14 protein-coding genes and 2 pseudogenes are annotated in these 15,896 nt (G+C 68.2%); 13 read left to right on the top strand and 3 right to left on the bottom strand.

Annotation, left to right across the window (positions count from 1 at the left end; all coding sequences use genetic code 11):
- Positions 1-36: 36 nt before the first annotated feature.
- Genes ABD366_RS36185 through ABD366_RS36170 form a run of 4 tightly spaced genes read left to right on the top strand, consistent with a single transcriptional unit; the run spans position 37 to position 4,164 of the window.
- Positions 37-1,137 carry a SagB/ThcOx family dehydrogenase gene (locus tag ABD366_RS36185; RefSeq protein WP_324773022.1) on the top strand — a complete coding sequence of 367 codons (1,101 nt, stop codon included), beginning with the start codon at positions 37-39 and terminating at the stop codon, positions 1,135-1,137.
- Positions 1,134-2,231 carry a SagB/ThcOx family dehydrogenase gene (locus ABD366_RS36180; RefSeq protein ID WP_324773024.1) on the top strand — a complete coding sequence of 366 codons (1,098 nt, stop codon included), beginning with the start codon at positions 1,134-1,136 and terminating at the stop codon, positions 2,229-2,231. Before ABD366_RS36185 ends, ABD366_RS36180 begins: the two co-directional genes overlap by 4 nt.
- Positions 2,228-2,887: a TauD/TfdA family dioxygenase gene (locus ABD366_RS36175; protein WP_324773026.1), complete on the top strand. Its 660-nt coding sequence runs from the start codon at positions 2,228-2,230 to the stop codon at positions 2,885-2,887. The genes ABD366_RS36180 and ABD366_RS36175 overlap by 4 nt, the downstream gene beginning before the upstream one ends.
- Positions 2,884-4,164: an MFS transporter gene (locus ABD366_RS36170; protein ID WP_324773028.1), complete on the top strand. Its 1,281-nt coding sequence runs from the start codon at positions 2,884-2,886 to the stop codon at positions 4,162-4,164. Before ABD366_RS36175 ends, ABD366_RS36170 begins: the two co-directional genes overlap by 4 nt.
- Positions 4,165-4,334: 170 nt before the next feature.
- Here the strand turns inward: ABD366_RS36170 and ABD366_RS36165 are convergent.
- Positions 4,335-4,771, bottom strand: a pseudogene (locus ABD366_RS36165) (RrF2 family transcriptional regulator).
- Positions 4,750-5,253, bottom strand: coding sequence for a multicopper oxidase domain-containing protein (locus ABD366_RS36160; protein ID WP_344443185.1), 504 nt, complete (start codon positions 5,251-5,253; stop codon positions 4,750-4,752). The pseudogene ABD366_RS36165 and the gene ABD366_RS36160 overlap by 22 nt, the downstream one beginning before the upstream one ends.
- Positions 5,254-5,724: 471 nt before the next feature.
- Here ABD366_RS36160 and ABD366_RS36155 point away from each other — a divergent pair, with 471 nt between their 5' ends.
- From ABD366_RS36155 to ABD366_RS36120, 7 genes and pseudogenes are all read left to right on the top strand, one after another.
- The gene (locus ABD366_RS36155; RefSeq protein WP_324773030.1) at positions 5,725-6,921 is read left to right on the top strand and encodes a cytochrome P450; all 1,197 of its coding nucleotides are present in this window, start codon (positions 5,725-5,727) and stop codon (positions 6,919-6,921) included.
- A 91-nt stretch (positions 6,922-7,012) separates the two neighbouring features.
- Positions 7,013-7,441, top strand: a complete 429-nt coding sequence (locus ABD366_RS36150) for a nuclear transport factor 2 family protein (protein ID WP_324773032.1) — start codon at positions 7,013-7,015, stop codon at positions 7,439-7,441.
- A 116-nt stretch (positions 7,442-7,557) separates the two neighbouring features.
- Complete coding sequence (locus ABD366_RS36145; RefSeq protein ID WP_324773034.1) at positions 7,558-8,172, top strand: TIGR03086 family metal-binding protein; 615 nt, start codon at positions 7,558-7,560, stop codon at positions 8,170-8,172.
- Positions 8,173-8,789: 617 nt separating this feature from the next.
- Positions 8,790-9,794, top strand: a complete 1,005-nt coding sequence (locus ABD366_RS36140; RefSeq protein WP_324773036.1) for a DUF6924 domain-containing protein — start codon at positions 8,790-8,792, stop codon at positions 9,792-9,794.
- Between the two features lie 1,131 nt (positions 9,795-10,925).
- Positions 10,926-11,726, top strand: coding sequence for a GNAT family N-acetyltransferase (locus ABD366_RS36130; protein WP_324773110.1), 801 nt, complete (start codon positions 10,926-10,928; stop codon positions 11,724-11,726).
- 391 nt (positions 11,727-12,117) lie between these two features.
- Positions 12,118-12,530: pseudogene (locus tag ABD366_RS36125) on the top strand (helix-turn-helix domain-containing protein); the annotation flags it as partial.
- A gap of 159 nt (positions 12,531-12,689) precedes the next feature.
- The gene (locus ABD366_RS36120; protein ID WP_324773114.1) at positions 12,690-13,067 is read left to right on the top strand and encodes a hypothetical protein; all 378 of its coding nucleotides are present in this window, start codon (positions 12,690-12,692) and stop codon (positions 13,065-13,067) included.
- Positions 13,068-13,546: 479 nt separating this feature from the next.
- Here the strand turns inward: ABD366_RS36120 and ABD366_RS36115 are convergent, their stop codons facing one another.
- Complete coding sequence (locus ABD366_RS36115) at positions 13,547-14,218, bottom strand: TetR/AcrR family transcriptional regulator (protein ID WP_324773038.1); 672 nt, start codon at positions 14,216-14,218, stop codon at positions 13,547-13,549.
- A gap of 196 nt (positions 14,219-14,414) precedes the next feature.
- On the opposite strand from ABD366_RS36115, the gene ABD366_RS36110 reads away from it, so the two are divergent.
- Both ABD366_RS36110 and ABD366_RS36105 read left to right on the top strand, forming a co-directional pair.
- A complete protein-coding gene (locus tag ABD366_RS36110; RefSeq protein WP_324773040.1) occupies positions 14,415-15,068 on the top strand; it encodes an SRPBCC family protein in 654 nt (217 codons plus the stop codon).
- A 129-nt stretch (positions 15,069-15,197) separates the two neighbouring features.
- Positions 15,198-15,632, top strand: coding sequence for an ester cyclase (locus tag ABD366_RS36105; RefSeq protein WP_324773042.1), 435 nt, complete (start codon positions 15,198-15,200; stop codon positions 15,630-15,632).
- Positions 15,633-15,896: the final 264 nt, after the last annotated feature.

Raw genomic sequence — 15,896 nt, 5'->3', positions numbered from 1 at the left:
CGGGCCCCGGCCTCATCGATGGAGGCAGATCCCGCTGTGACCACGACAACGCGCTCCTCAGCAACCAGGGCCGCGGCCCAGACGTACGTGCCCCATCCGACCCTGCTCGTCCATCCTGCGGTGATAGAGGGCGAGCGACTCCTGATAGCCGAGACGGGCTCGGCCACCCCGCCGCTGATCCTGCGAGACATCCGCGTGGCCTGGGCGATCACCCTGCTGCCCGACCAGGGCACCCGGACCGAGATTGTCGCGCGCTGGCGGTCCGAGAAGGTGCTCGCACCGATCGCTGACGACCTCTTCGAGGCGCTGCTCGCCGAGGACGTCCTGCTCACGGCGGACCAGGAACCTCAACAGGCCCGCGCATGGCGCCGGTTCGGCTGGGAGGAGGCCTACCGCTACCACGCCTCCACTCGCGATTACCCCTTCCTCCAGATGGACCAGGAGGGAGCCTTCGACGCCGACGACGCCCGTATGGAGGAGTACGTCAAGGAGAGCGCGCCGCCCCCGATCACCATGGACCTCCCGGCCTCGGCCGACTCCATCGCGCTGCGCAAGCTCGGCCCCGGCGAGTCGGCGGACGCCCTGCTCGAGATGCTGTCGGCAAAGGAGCAGCGCGGGACCGAAGGCCTGTCGGTGCTCATGGACGTGGTGTTCGGGGAACGCACCCGGCGGCCGTTCGCAGTCCAGGGCGAGTTCCTGCGCAAGGCCGTACCCTCCGGCGGCGCCCGGCATCCCACAGAGGCGTTCCTGGTGACCTTCCCCGGGGCGTCGATCCCGCCTGGCGTCCACCACTACAACGTGGAGCGGCACCGGCTCGACGTGGTCCGACCCGGCGACCACAGCGAGGCGTTCCGGACGGCGAGCTTCGACCTGTTCGACAAGTTCCACCGGAAGCCGTTCGGGCTGCTGGTGTTCTGCTCCCTGGTCGAGCGAGCGATGTGGCGCTACCGCGATGCCCGGTCGGCCCGCGCCCCGTTCATCGACGTCGGCCACACGCTGATGGCGTACCGCACGGTCATCAAACGCCTCGGCGTCGGCGGCTACACGTACCAGAAGTTCGACGATGCGGCGATCGCCGACCTGCTCGGCATCGACGTGAACCGTATGATCCCCCTCTTCCTCGGGACCCTCGTATGAGCACTTCCACCCCCACCCCCACCACACCGTCCCGGACCGCCACCCGGCTGGTCGCCTCACCCCTGTTCTTCGCGCACGAGCGGCGCGACGACACCGTCTGCGCCCTGGGACTGTCCCAGCGGGCCCGGTTGCGCGGCCTGGCCCTCAGGGCCTGGGAACTGCTGCACTTCCACCTGGAGCCGCGCACCACGCCGGAGGCCGAGGCCGCGGGCTACTCGGCCGAGGAGACCGCGGAGGCGGTCGCGGCCGGCCTGCTGGTCGACGCCGACACCGCTGAGCACATGTTCCGCTGGGAACGGCACCGCTGGTCCCGCGCCGCCTTCCTGCTCTACTCACAGCAGGACCTGCCGTACGTCGAGCCGGTCGGCGAGGGCCGCCCGCTGAGCAGCCTGTCGGTGTTCCGCCGCGGACAGATCGCCAACTTCCAGGATGCCGAACCTTACCCCGAGCGGTTCCGCGTCGAACCCGCGTGGACACACCGGCTGCCCGTTCCCGAGGAACCGATCACGTACAGCCTGGACTCCATGCTCGCCCGGCGCAGCGTCCGCAAGTTCGCCGGGAGTCCGGTGCCGGTAGAGACGCTGGGCGCCCTGCTCCACCACGCGACCGCGAACGTCCGCATGGCCGAGGACTCCAAAGCGTCCGGCGACCCGTACTTCCTCCTCAACTCCTTCTACACGTGGCTGCACGTCTACGTCGTCGTCCAGGGCGTCGAAGGCGTCCCGAACGGGGTCTATCAGTACGACCCCGCCGACAACTCCCTGCTCGCCACCGGCCGGCAGCCCTCCGTGGAGGAGATCGCCTCCACCATCCAGGGCCAGAACTGGATCGGTGGCGGCGGGGTGAGCGTGTTCGTCACCGTGCAGTGGGACCGCTACCAATGGTTGTATCGGCACTCCCGCGCCTACCTCAACCTCCTCATCCAGGTGGGCGAGTTCGCGCAGGAACTGCTCCAGGCCGCCTACCAGCTCGGCCTGGCGGGCTGGCTCACCCCGGCCGTCTCGGAGAGCCGGGCCGCCGAACTCCTCGGGCTGGATGCGGTGGGCGCCGATGCGGACGCCATGTACTACATCAAGCTGGGGCACGAGCGGTGAGCGCTACACAACTGGAGCACCTGTGGCCGCCCACCGAGCCGACCAGCCCGTCGCGCGCGCTCAAGTTCCGCTACACCGGGGACGGCACGGACCTCCCGGACTTCATTGCGTCCCTGGTGGGCATCCCTTTGGTGACCGTGCGGGACGTCGTCATCGGGATGCGCGGCGACGACACCGAACTGGTCGCTCAGCTGGGTGACTTCTGGTTCCACACCGATGCCACCTTCGTGCCGGCACCGCCCCGCTGGATGGCGATCCTCGTCCAGGAGGCCGACGAGGGGGGCGCCCTGGATCTGCTGCCCACCGAATTCCTCGATCCTGCACGGCTGTCCGCGCTCGTCGGCTATCAAGCCCAGGACGGGACACTGACCGCCCCCGCTCTGGAGCCGGTGCCGGGTGTGGCCCGGCCCGGCCGAGTGCGCTACCGGCAGGACCGGATGACCGATGCCGGGAACCCCATGGCGCTCGCGGACGTGCACGAGGCGGTACGCGAGGCCGCAGAGCAGGGGACGGTCCCCGCCGGTGAACTGGGGCCTGGAGACTGCCTGTTGCTCGACAACTGGACCGTGCTGCACCGGCGTACGGCCTTCGAGGGGCGGCGGGTGATCCGCCGTCTGTGGCTGGATCCCGCGCCGGGCCACGGGGGCGGCGCGTGACGGCCACCGCCGACCCAGGCGTCCAGCCGTCCGACGGGGGCTTCCTCGCCCCCTTGCGGCTGCGCGCCTTCCGGTCCGTCGCCGTCGGCCAGCTGGTGTCCAGCCTGGGCACGTCGATGGCGAAGGTCGCACAGTCCTGGCTGCTGCTCGAAACCACCGGTGCCAAGGGCTCGCTGCTGGGACTGCTGGCCACGTTCCAGCTGGCGCCGGTGCTGCTGTTCGGCGCGTGGGGCGGCTGGCTCGCCGACCGGTGGCCCCGGCGCAGCGTGTTGATCGCCACCCAGAGCGCCCAGGTGTTGCTGTCTACGGTCACCGCGGTGCTGGCGTTCACCGGGGCGGTGCGTGCCTATCAGGTGTATCTGATCGCGTTCCTGTCCGGCTTGGTCACCGTGGTGACCGGCCCGGCCCGGCAGCGGCTCCTCGCCGACATGGTGGGGGAGACCCGGCTGTCCCGGGCCATCGGCCTATATACGGCTCTGTTCAACATCGGCCAGATCGCCGGACCGCTGCTGGCCGGTCTCCTCATCGGGCGCGCCAACCTGGGCTGGGTCTATGTCGTCGACGCGCTCACCTTCGTCTTCGTCGTCGCCGTGCTGCTGCGCATCCGTGTCCCGCCCCGTAAGACCACCGGGGTCACGGTTCTTCCGCCGCGCGGTTTCCTGCCCGGCCTGCGGGAAGTGCGGGCCAGCCCGCATCTGACGGCGGTGATCGTCACGTCTGCGGTGGTCGGTTCGGTAGGTGTGCAGTTCACCGTGACCAACGCGCTGATGGCCACCGAAGCCTTCGGCCTGGGCCCGTCCGGATACGGCCTGCTCCCTTCCATGGTCACCGTGGGATGCCTTCTGGGCGCCCTGCTCACTGCCCGCTTCCCCGAGCCCGGCGGCGCGGCGGTGACGGCCCTGGCGGCCGTGACCGGCCTGACCGGCGCCGCGACCGCCCTGGCCCCGAGCTACCTGGTCTTTGCCCTCCTGCTGATCCCGGTCGGCGCCGCCTCCATGGTGTTCACCACCGTCTCCGGTGCCGCCCTGCAGCTCCGCTCGGACCCGGAGGTGAGGGGACGGGTTTTGGCCGTGCAGAACTCCGTCTTCTACGGCAGCGGTCCGGTGGGCGCGCTCCTGCTCGGCGCGCTTGCCCAGTGGAGCGGGCCGCGCGTCGCTCTGCTGGCGGGGGGCGCGATCACGCTGCTGCTGGCAGCGCTGACCGGCTGGTGGCTCAGGGGAAAGTCCGGGTTCAGGCCCGCCCCGCCGGGCGGGCAAGCTGCGGCGAGCAGGGGTTGAATGTGTGCAGTGCGGCTATCTCGTCGCGACACGAACTCCGCTGCCTCTTCAGTGGCGTAGCCCGTAACCGGTCGCTGAGGGATCGACCCAGCCGCTTCATGCCGCCCCGGCGCGACATGCCTGCTCGCTGCGACAGGAGAAACCTCGCATCGCCCCCAGAGCCGGACGCGTTATGCCCCGGCTTTGCTGAGCCAGGAGCTGATACCGGACTGTGCAGCGGAGTCGACATCGCGGGCCAGGTCGGCGATGGACGTGGACCGCAGAGCGGTGCGCCAAGCGGTCTCGGCGTCGGCCATGGCGCGCGATGACGCACGGCGCGGCACAGGACTGCGCCGGGACCGCCAGTGGGCCGCGCTGGCGGATCTCGGTGCGGACGAGGGCCGGGCCGGGGCCGTCGACGGCCTCCACGACGTCGAGCAGTTATCTGCGCCGGGGAACGGGTGAGGACGTAGCCGCCCGCCTTGCCCTGGACCGACCGGACGAGGTCGGCGCGGGAGAGTGCCTGGAGCTGTTTGGCGAGGTGGCTGGGCGAGACGTCGTGCAGCTGTGCCAGACGTGCTGCCGGTACCGGTGCCTCCACCGAGGTCAACGCGACACAGCAGTGCAGTGCCCGGCTGCCAGGTCCCCCCGGCCGGGGACCTGGTGGGGGCCGCCGCCCATAACCGCGGGAAGGTGCGCCCCGTGCCAATGGAGCGAGGTGCCCTGATCGAGGCCGTTGCGCACGACGAACTCGACCTGCTCGCCGCGCCGCGCACGAATCGTCGGACCAGGTACGCACCGTTCACGCCCCAAGTACGGGTGGTAGCCCCGGCCTTGAACCGGGTCCTGCCCGATCGGATACCGATTGTGAACACCCGGGCCCCCTGCGCGCCGTTCTCCGACGCTGCCAGCGGCGGGATCGGCAGGGCCTTGTCGAAGGCGACCTCGCCGACCGTGTCCTGCTTCGCGGCGTAGTAGTAGATGCCGGAACCACCACCGGCGAGGACGACCGCGCCCCCGGTGCCGAACCCGAGGGCCTTCAGCGCTGTGCGTCGTTTCATGAGGCCACCGTTCCGCGCCGGGAAAGACTCTCGCGTCGGCGCGAATCACGTAGACCCGGTGCGCCACCGACGGTTTCGCCAGCCGTCATGCCGTCGTGGAAGCAAGCACCTGACGTGCCTCCCGAGCAGTGCGCCCGGACCATCCGCCTGGACAGCGACCGTTTCACGGAAGAGGTCCACCGTCTCGGCGCGTCCCGGCATCCCGCGCGACATACGTAGTTCTTACCGACGCGAAGGAGCCCCGCCGCGAGAGAGATTCTCCCCAGGTCCCCGTTCGGCTGGACCGTTCTCGACCGCACGTGCCGGAGGAGCCCACTGGCATGCCCTCCGTGTATCCGAACCGTCTCGCGGGCCCGCACGAGGGTCGACACCGAACAAACAACGGGACTGGTGAGAGCACGCCGTTCGCTTCTGACGCGCCGGTGAGCGCGGACGCCTCAGCGCCGCTCTCCCCTCCTGTCTCCCTGCACCACTGAGTTGCTCGCCGCGGTGCCCACTACACCCGCTTCTTGGAGAATCGTTGCCCCACATACCCGTCAGCGACGTCGATCTCTACACCGAATCGGCCCGCACCGACCCATACGACCTTTATGCCGAACTGCGTGCCCTCGGGCCTGTGGTGTACCTGTCCCGCTACGACATGTATGCGTTGCCGCGCTACGACGAGGTGCGCGCCGCGCTGATGGACTGGAAGACGTTCTCGTCGGCGCGTGGGGTGTTCGTGGACCGGGAGGTGAACGCGCAGTTGGAGGGGATCACGCTGTGCAGTGACCCGCCCGAGCACACGGCGATGCGTTCGGTGCTGGGCCGGCCGCTGCGGCCGGACCGGATGCGCGAGGTGACGCCGCGGATCGAGGCCGAAGCCGACCGGGTCGTGGAACGGGTCGTCGGGCGGGGCCGGTTCGAGGTGGTCACCGAGTTGGCGGAGTATCTGCCCATGACCGTGGTGTCCGATCTGGTCGGGCTCCCCGATCAGGGACGGGAGAAGATGCTGGAGTGGGCCGCGGCCATCTGGAACACCCAGGGGCCGGCCGATGACCGGGCGGCCGCGGCGGGACCGGCCGTCGAGGAGTTCATGGCCTTCGCCATGAACGACGCCGTGCCCGGGAAGATCCACCCCGACGGCTGGGCCGCGCAGCTCTACGAGGCCGCCGACCGCGGAGAGATCCCGCGCGACAAGTGCCCGGTGATGATGCTCGACTACGTCACCCCCAGCCTGGACACGACCATCCTCGCCATCGCCAACGCGGTCGCCTTGTTCGCCCGGAACCCCGGCCAATGGGACCTCCTTCGCAAGGATCGTTCGTTGATCCCGCACGCCATCAACGAGTCGTTGCGCTTGGAGACCCCGGTGCCCCAGTTCAGCCGCGTACTCACCGAAAACCATGAGATCGGCGGAGTCCCGCTGACGGCGGGCTCACGGGTCGCGCTTCTCTACGCCTCCGCCAACCGCGACGAACGCCACTACGCCGACCCGACGCGCTTCGACATCACCCGCCGCCCTTCGGACCACCTCGCTTTCGGACGGGGCGAGCACGTGTGCGTCGGGATGCACCTCGCCAGGCTGGAGATGAGCGCGCTGCTGGAAAGGCTCGCCGACCGGGTCGCCCGCTTCGACATCATCGACCACCGGCCGATGATCAACAACGGCTTGCGCGGCCTCGACCGCCTGGAGGTGACGGTCGAGCCCGTGTCCCCTGCGGCCGCTGTGTCCTGAGAGGACTCCGTTAGATTCTCCGGGTGGCGCGGGTCGGGTGACGGCCTTTTCTGCGTCGCATTCGCCGTTGCTTGATGGAAGGGATATCTCGATGCGAGAGCATCCGCATGTCGAACTGCTTCGAAAGCTCTACGCCGACCTCACCAAGATCGGAGATTATGCTGCGGACGACATCATCTATCACGTGGCCGAACGCGACCTTCAAGCAGACGTGTCGATCTTGCACGGGAAGAAGAAGGTAACGGAGAGAGAGCACCTTCTCGCGAAGGCGACGAGTGGCACCCTGGTTGCGGACATCGACTGGATCGGCGCCAACGAACACTTCGGGACCGTCATGGGTGTCTTCCGCGCCAAAGCTCCTGATGCCGCGGAAAGCAATTTCGCGATGCCTTTCTGCGGATTATGGCGTTTCGGTGTCGACGGCCGCATAACTCACCACTGGCAGAACGCCTACGATCCCGAGGCGCTGATCCGGTTCATGGCAGGGGCTGATCAGCTCGTGGACTACGGGGGTGAATGAGGCCGTGAGGTCGCTCGGGCGAAGCTTGATAAGAGAGCCCGCGCGGCCCCCTCTGTGGTCAGGCCGCTCCGTTTTCCCAACTTCCGCCGTTCGCTCATCTACCAAACAGGAAACCCATGTCCCTTCACCCGGTTCTTCCCGTGCTCGACGATCTGGCCCGCGTGATCGGCGGGATGGCTCCGGAGCATGACACGGCCCCGACACCGTGCGAGGGTCTCGACGTGATCGGGCTACGCCGACACCTGCTCGGCGGGATCGGCTACTTCACTGTCGTACTGGCCGACCCGGCAGACGACCGGCGGGGCCGGCCGGATCCCCGGGCGTACGTCGGTCCCGACGAGCCGGAAGTCCTGCGTACGGCGATCGAGCTGTTGTCGGGGGCCGTACGCGCCGCACTGGCCGACGGCGTCGAGACGGTCTCCGTGAAGGTGCCGGATTTGGGGGGCACCTTTCCAGGTGACCACGTCCTCAGCATGCTGCTCGCCGAGGCCGTCGTACACGGCTGGGACGCCGCCCGTGCCACCGGTCAGTCATGGCAGCCCGATCCCGCAGCATCGGAGGTGGCGCACGCCCTGCTCGCACAACAGATCAAGCCGGAATACCGGGGCGGCGAGGGGATGCCGTTCGCCGCCGAGGTGCCGGTGCACGCGAGCGCTCCGGCGCTGGATCGACTGCTGGGGTTCGCCGGCCGATCGCCGGACTGGAGGCGTCCAGCGGTCGAACAGGGATGACCACAAAACCGTTTCCCGTCCGTACCACCCACCGCGGATGCTCCGTCGACATCGCTCTCAGAGGCCGCGATCAGGGCGTCGGGCGCAGCCCCAGAAAACCAACGACTAGACGGTGCGGCAGTTCATGATGCGCTGCGGGAGTGTCCACGTCGGCGGACGCGATGCCGGTGGCCGACTTTCATCCGCGCTCGACCCGGCCAGACGCCCTGAGGCACCAGATCCACAACAAACACATCTACCCGAGGCACGCTGCAGCGGAAAGCGTGACGCCGGCCAGTGTGCGACACGGCTGTGCCGGAGCATTCGCCGCAGGCGTCGTGCCCCCGGGGCGCCCTGCCCGACCTCGCCCTCAACGGCCGGGTGCCCCACGTGTTCACGGCCTGACCGAACTCTCCGTCAACCCGCTCGGGACCTTCTGACGGACTTCGCGAGGCGGTGAGCGATCGGTGAGCTGCCCAGGCGATGTCGAGCCCCCACCCCTCTCTTGGCGCGTATGAGGACCGGCTCGCGTCGAGACGCTGGCCGGCGCCGGAGGCACCGGCACCCCACCACTAAAAGCACCATGCCCGTCACCACAGCCCGACCGTCCGACAGCCGATCCCATGAGGTGCCAGTCCATGTGTTCCCCTCTGCCCCTTCCTCCCGAAGACGCGGTCCGTGTGCCCGGGATGTTGTTGATACACACCGGCGACGATGACGACGTCTGGAACGACGTTCTCTCGCGCATGGGCGAACTGCCCGGCATGCGACAAGCGGCCGGTCACGAAGCCGTGGCCGATGCTGCAACGCAGCCGTCCCTTCGGCGGCGCCTGATCGTGGCACACGACCCGACGTGGCGGGGCGCGACTGTCGAAGATGTCACTGCGGCCCTGGAACAGCAGCCCGGAGCCTGGGTGCCAAATCTGATACTGCTCACCGACGACCGGACCACGAACAATGCGCAGGCGCGCCCGCTGCTGGCCTATACCTGCTATCAGAAAGACGTCGATTCCTTCTGGATCACGCCGCGACAGTCGGCCATGACGTACCTGGCGCTGGGCCACCCTGGCGCCTCCTGGGCCATCGAACGCTTCGTCGACACGGCGCCCGCCGATCTGGAGTACGACCTTGAGGAAGACGAAGAACCAGACGAAGAATCCTTCTATGAGCCCATGGGCGTCGAGATGGAGTCGTTGGCCAACCCGCCCCGCTACACCCGCCCGGCCCACGAACTCCCTCTGCTCGACCATGAGTGGGACCTGCTGGTGCGCACCGACTTCACCGATGACGCCGCCTGGGGCTCACTACTCCAGCAAGTGTCCCAACCGGTGAACGGGGATACCAGCGACAACTTCCTTGACCAGCTCACCTGTGTGAACGATCCGGCCTTCGCCGACGCCACGCCCGAACAGGTGATGGCACAGGTCCGCCCCCACCCCGACCGAGGTGACACAGTCGCCGACGTGATCCTCATCGCCGATGCCACCACCCTGCGTGGCTCCGGACATCGCGTCCTCGCGATCCCCCTGACCGACGACATCGGACTCACCTTCCGAGTGGGCGCCGGTCAAATAGGCACCATGCTGCCCAACTTGGGACTGAGCAACCAGGGCATCGAGGACTGGCGCGGGAGCGACACGTAGATCGTTCTTGAGCATGCCGACAAGGGCCCACTCGCCGACTCGGTGGCCGAGGGGCCGGTCCTGTCGACCGGCGGATCCGGCTGGGCGCGGCCGGTGCGGCGCCCACAGAGACACGGACTGAGATCTTCCTCGGAGCGTGGAGGCCCTCAGAGGATGTGCATGGCAGAGAAGCGTCAGCGGTACGACGCGAAGTTCCGGCTTGCCTGGCTGGTCGTTCCGGATCCCGCCCCGTCGCCGACGTCCGCTCGGCACATCCGAGGAAATCCGGTCGCCGTCGGCGAACCGTCCAGGAATGGCTGGACAAGGAACTTCCGGGCCGGCGTGCTCAGCCGTGGACGGCGTCCCGAGTGCCCGGCCCGGGCGATTGATCAAGTAACGTTGATGTCGCGTTCGATGGCGACAAGTCAGCCGGTAGTTCAGGCCATTGACAGACACGACGTCGCATGGGTGCTGGAGTCGGTCGAGGATGGCGGTGGCGAGGAATTCGTCACCGAACACGTGATCCCATTCACTGAAGGGTTGCGTTCGAGGCCATAGGCGCGCACCGATACCGTGTCAGGAGTCGCGCCAGCGGGCCCACCTCAATCCCTCCCTCTTCTGGCACTTGATATTTCGAGCACTGAAAGCGTCAATAAATTCGCTTGTGGTGCCGCGATGTGAATCCCTTGCGACGAATTCGACATGGGTGTCGCATCGCCCGCTCGCTCGCCCCCGGCGCACCCGCCGCTGGTCGTGCTTCCGGGGTGCTGGCGCCTCCCGGCCGCTTCCCGGCTGGCCCCCGCCAGGCCCTGTCAGTCATAGGACCGACAGGCCCAGGCGAACGGGTTTGGATGAGGGAGCCGACCACCACAGGGCGGCGTCCACGCTTCTGCGCATCGCGCGAGTGCGGCATGCGCGATCCTACGGATGACGGCAGGGACGCAGCCGAGGTGCTGGTGGCTGACATGATGTGAGATGTCTTTCGTCCCACAGGGCCAGCTGATCCCATTGCCTAGCGCGCGCGGTGGCACGATGAGGGAACGGCTCGCGTACGAGGCTGACTGGGGCCCTTCGGGAAAGCGCCCACCAGCGCTGACGACGGTCAGATTCGTCAGCGTATCTCAAGGCTTCTCGAATTCTTATGGAGGCGCAGTGACTGATCTTTCGGAATCGGTCGAGTCGGTGGAACAACTCGCCACGGTCTGGCGGGCCATGGTGACCGATCGTGATCCTGCTGCGGACGTGAGGGACCTTCCGGGCATCGCTGTCCGCTGGGCCGACTGCCGGTTCGCTTTCTGGAACTGCGTGACGCTGACCGATGTGAGCATCGGCGCGACGCTCTTGGAGCGGCGGTTGCGGCAGGCCGCGGATGTCATGCGGTCGAAGACGCACCCGGGATTCCTGTGGCTCTTCGAAAATCTTCTCGATGACGGAGCACGTGCGGTGCTGGAGACGGCGGTAGAGGAAGCGGGGCTGGAATATGCCTTCCCCGGTACGGGCATGGCGGGTGACCTGCTTCCTCTCTCGGAACCGGTCCACCCCGATCTGACCTTCGTTCGCGTGACCACCGACGAACAACTCCAGGCCTACGCAGACCTCAACTCGCGTGCCTACGGTTTCCCGTTGGCGGACGGTCGCGACGGGCTCGGCGGCTCCACGCTCTGGAGGAGTGAGGTGCACGCCTATCTGGGCATGAGGGCCGGCGTCCCAGTGACGTGTGCCGGGGCGGTGGAAGCCGAGGACCGTCTCTTCGTCGCCCTCGTCGCCACGGATCCGGAGTGGCAGCGCCGGGGCTATGGCGAGGCGGTGACCCGCAAGGCGCTGTACGAAGGAGCCCGAAACACCGGGCTGACCCGGGCCACTCTGCATGCGACCGCGGCCGGAGCGCCCGTGTATCCTCGCATCGGCTTCAAGCCCAACTCGCCGATAGCTTTTTACAGCTTGAGGTCCTGACCCGAGTGCGGAGCGGCTTTGGCCCTGATACCTGAGCACGGGTTACGCGGCTTTGACCAGCGTAGTTGGCGTTGTACGGAGTGCTCGCTCGTAGGTGATCGGGCTGAGGTGGTCGAGGGGGAGCGGCGTCGGATGGCGTTGTAGTGCTGCAGCTGGCGCGGAAGAGGTCCGGATGGGCTTCGCACTCGATGTCCCAGGCCCAGCGGACCTGAAGGATCTCCCGTTTGCAGGTCGCGTTGAACGACTCGGCGAGTGTGTTGTCCGCGCTGGAGTCGGCGTCACCCATGGACTGGGTGACGCCGGCCTCGGCAAGCGTCGGTGGTAACGGCCCGACTGCGGTACTGGACGGATTCAACTGACCGTCGCAACACCTTGATCGAGAGGTGGAGTGATGAGCTCTGTGGAGCGGCACAAGCAGGTTCGTGCGTATCGGGGGTTGACGCCGTCGCCGGGCAGGCCGACGGTGGCCTCGCGTGAGGACTGGGTCAGGTTCTGGACGGCGATCGCTCGGGGTGGCAAGACCGAGGATGCGTGCGGTGCTGCCGGGGTGTTTGGGCCGGTGGGATTCCGCTGGTTCCGGCACGCCGGCGGTGTGAACCCGTGGCTTCCTGATGAGGTGTCCGGGCGCTACCTGTCGTTTCCCGAACGGGAGGACATCGCCGTCTGGAATGCCCAGGGCGTTGGCGTCCGCGAGATCGCCGCAGGCTCGGACGGGCGCTGTCGACGGTCTCTCGTGAGCTGCAGCGCACTGCGTCTACCCGGACCTACAAGCTGAACTACCGGGCCTCGACCGCGCAGTGGCACGTTGGCGGATCTCGCGGGGGTGCTGAGAGTGTCAGAGAGGACGCTGCACAACACCGCCCCTACACGGCTGAGGGGTTCCCGGCGCCGGTCAATTCGCCCGAGGCGCAGAAGCTGCTGTGGGGCAGTAAGCAGGCGGCCGCTCATCTCGTCGGCGATCCGGTGCCGGTCCTGCCCGCGGACGAGAGCGGTGAGGACCTGCTGAACCGGCGTGAGGCGGCCGCGAATTGCGGTGTGGGCGTGACGACCTGGAACACCTACAAACGCGATTGCACAGTGGCCGGCCGCCTGCTGTTGGTCGGGGAAGTGGAGCACTGGCCGCGGCATGCGGTGCGGTCCTTTCGCCACCCCCGCCCGGGCCGCGGCTCCCATCGCGTCGGCAGCCGTCCTCAGGGCAGTGGCAACCTTGTCCCGCGCGAGCAGATCCTCGATCGCGTCACCGAAGGCCTCAACCAGGACCCGGTCGTGACTGCCACCGCCATCGTGGCCGAGCTCGGCATCGCAGCTCAGAGGGAGCAAGCCGCCGCGAGCAGCGGCTGAAGGGGCCGAACCTTTGGGTAGCGGTCACCCCATCGGGTCTGCTGCAGGGTTGGGTGACAGGTTGAGTCACGCGGCCAGCACCCCGACTACTGATGGATGGCTTCAGTCGCTTCGGTCGCTTCGGTCGCTTCATGCCGCTCCGCGCGACGAACCTCGCTCGCTGCGACAGGAGAAACGACGGCCCAGGGGCCTCGCCCGCGGGGCCCGCCCCTCGTTATCGCCAGGGATGACGAGGGACGGGCGAAGGGGACAAGCCGCTATCGGACAACGTTGATGTCCGGAAGAGGCCGCTGCCATGTGCCCACCTCCTCGACGAGAACCCGGCGGGCCAACTGCCGGACCAGAGCCCAGCCCTCATCGCGGGACAGGGCATCCCTTGTCCAGCGGTCAGCGTTCGGAACGAGGGATCAGGGCTCTCCACACCACGATCGTCGCACGCGCCTCTCTCTCGCGAGCCCCTGGACGAACAACGGCTGCGGTCACGGGCGTCCCGCTTCGTTCAGCTTGGCCACCCTGGTGATGATGGCGTCGAGGATGCTCTCCTCGGGCCAGGGGAAGATGCGGGTGGCGGCGTGCTGGTGAGCGAGGCCGTGCAGGCAGATCCAGAGGGTGACGGCGTCCTGCTGCGGATCGGCGACCGCTGACTGCCCGGCGGCGGCGCACGCGGCGAGGACGTCGGCGAGGAACTGCATGGCCGTCGCGCCGAGCGTGGTGAGCTCGCCCTCCGTCAGTGAACTGTCGCCCAGGGTCGGCATCCACAGGCCGCCGAACATCGTGCGGTAGCGCCCGGGGTGCTCCTGGGCGTAGCCGAGGTAGGCGCGACACAGGGCATACAGCCGGTCGCTCGGGTCGTTACCGGCCTCTCGCACGGACGCGCGCAGATGGGCTTCGAGCGTGGTGAACTCGCGTCGTACGACGGCCAGCATGATGGCCGGCTGGTCGGGGAAGTGCGGGTAGATCGACGGGGCGGCGATGCCGACCTTGCGGGCGACCGACCGCAGGGTGATCGACCGTTCGTCGCCGGTCTCGTCCAGCAGCGCGGCGGCGGCGTCGACGATGTCCTCGCTCAGACGGCCGCCTTCGCCGCGCCGGTTGCGTACACGGGCAGCTCGCTTCGGTATGTCCGTACTCGTCACATCGGTCTCTTTCACCTTCGTAACCTTACGCGCAAAAGTTTATTGGCGTGATCTCTTGCCCACTCTCGCTTTACGTGCGTAGCCTTACGGGCGTAAGTTCGGTTGTGGGGACGGGAGTCGGCGGCGGCGAACGCCGCAGGTCGCGCCCTCCCATATCTCCGCGTCTCTCCATTACTTCTGTCATTCAGACCGTTACCAAAGGGGTCCACTTATGTCCGTTACCCGCTCTCGCCTCGGCAAGCGCCTCGCGGCGCTCACCTTCTCCCTCGCCGCGGCCGGCGGCGCCCTCGGAGCCATCGCCGCACCCGCCCAGGCCGCCTCCGCCCCGGCGCGCGCCGGCCATCACGACGGCGCCGTCGAATGCCGCGGCCAGGGCACCAACCCCGACGCCCTCGTGCGCTACGGGACCGAGATCCTGATCGCCGCGCCGCCGAGCACCGTCTTCAAGACCCAGACGGACGTCGAGCGGTGGCCGTCCTGGCAGGACGCCGTCGCCACCAGCAAGCGGCTCGACCACGGCCCCCTGCGCCCCGGTTCCGCCTTCCGGTGGACCACCCCGGTGCCCGCCACCCCTGCGACACCCGCCACCACCCTGACGGTCACCTCCACCGTCCAGCAGATCCAGCGCGACCACTGCGTCCGCTGGAGCGGACCCGCGACCAGCGACGCCATCAACATCGACGAGGGCACGCACGTATGGACGTTCACCAAGGTCAAGGGCGGCACCCTCGTCCGCACCGAGGAGACCTGGACCGGCGACCAGGCCGAGGCCGACGTCGACCTCTCGACCCAGGCACTCGGCGCGGGCCTGGAGACCTGGCTGCAGGACCTCAAGGCCGCCGCCGAAGCCCGCACCGGCTGCTGATAGGACCCAAGGCCCTGTTCGACGCCCGGCTCCAGCTCCGGACGGCGACGTCACCCTCGCGCCCGCCATGGCCTCGGCCTCCGCGGGACCACCGACCCCCACTCTCCGCGACAACCTGAAAGGCACCACATGACCACCGACCACAACGCGGACGCCAAGGCCCTGTTCGACGCCTGGCTTCAGCTCTGGAACGGCGATCTGTCCCTCGCCCCCGAGGTCGCCTCGGACGGCTTCCAGGTCCACAGCCACATGATCGACGGGAGTGACAGCAGCGCCATCCGTGGCGCTGAAGGTCTGGCGGAATTCGTCCGCGCCGGCCGATCGCACACCCCGGACCTGAAGTTCTCCGTCGAGGTCCCGCCGCTGTTCGACGGCGACTACCTGTCCGTGCGCTGGACGGCCACCGGCACCTACGACGGCAGCTTCCCCGGCGCCAAGGCCCCGGCCGGCACCGTGGTCACCTTCACCGGGACCGACACTCTCCTCGTCCGGGACGGCCGGTTCGTCGAGTACTGGCTCAACACGGACGGCCTGCACATGCTCCAGCAGCTCCAGATCGTCTGAACACCAGCCGCGCGCGTTTGAGGAGACGATGACCAGCCGGCCGGGCGGTGACCCACACCGTTCGGCCGGCTCAGTCTTGTCCGGCGAGATCCCGGCAAGCCGCTCTCCACGGCCGGCCTCACGGCACCACGCATACGGGCACGGCGCCCACAGCCACAGCTATACCTAACGCTCGTAAGTTTATTGCCGTAGCCCCTTGCCCTGCTTGACCTAACGCCTATAGCCTTACGCTCGTAAACACACGGCGGAAACCCAAAGGAGCAC

Source organism: Streptomyces kunmingensis, from assembly GCF_039533535.1.
Classification (GTDB): Bacteria; Actinomycetota; Actinomycetes; order Streptomycetales; family Streptomycetaceae; genus Streptomyces; species Streptomyces kunmingensis.
Note: the sequence above shows the minus strand (reverse complement) of the source record. Positions and strands in the feature narration are given on the sequence as shown.

Coding starts and splice junctions, on each gene's coding strand:
- ABD366_RS36180 (WP_324773024.1), top strand. CDS start 1,134: ATGAGCACTTCCACCCCCACCCCCACCACACCGTCCCGGACCGCCACC.
- ABD366_RS36145 (WP_324773034.1), top strand. CDS start 7,558: ATGTCCCTTCACCCGGTTCTTCCCGTGCTCGACGATCTGGCCCGCGTG.
- ABD366_RS36105 (WP_324773042.1), top strand. CDS start 15,198: ATGACCACCGACCACAACGCGGACGCCAAGGCCCTGTTCGACGCCTGG.
- ABD366_RS36140 (WP_324773036.1), top strand. CDS start 8,790: ATGTGTTCCCCTCTGCCCCTTCCTCCCGAAGACGCGGTCCGTGTGCCC.
- ABD366_RS36110 (WP_324773040.1), top strand. CDS start 14,415: ATGTCCGTTACCCGCTCTCGCCTCGGCAAGCGCCTCGCGGCGCTCACC.
- ABD366_RS36150 (WP_324773032.1), top strand. CDS start 7,013: ATGCGAGAGCATCCGCATGTCGAACTGCTTCGAAAGCTCTACGCCGAC.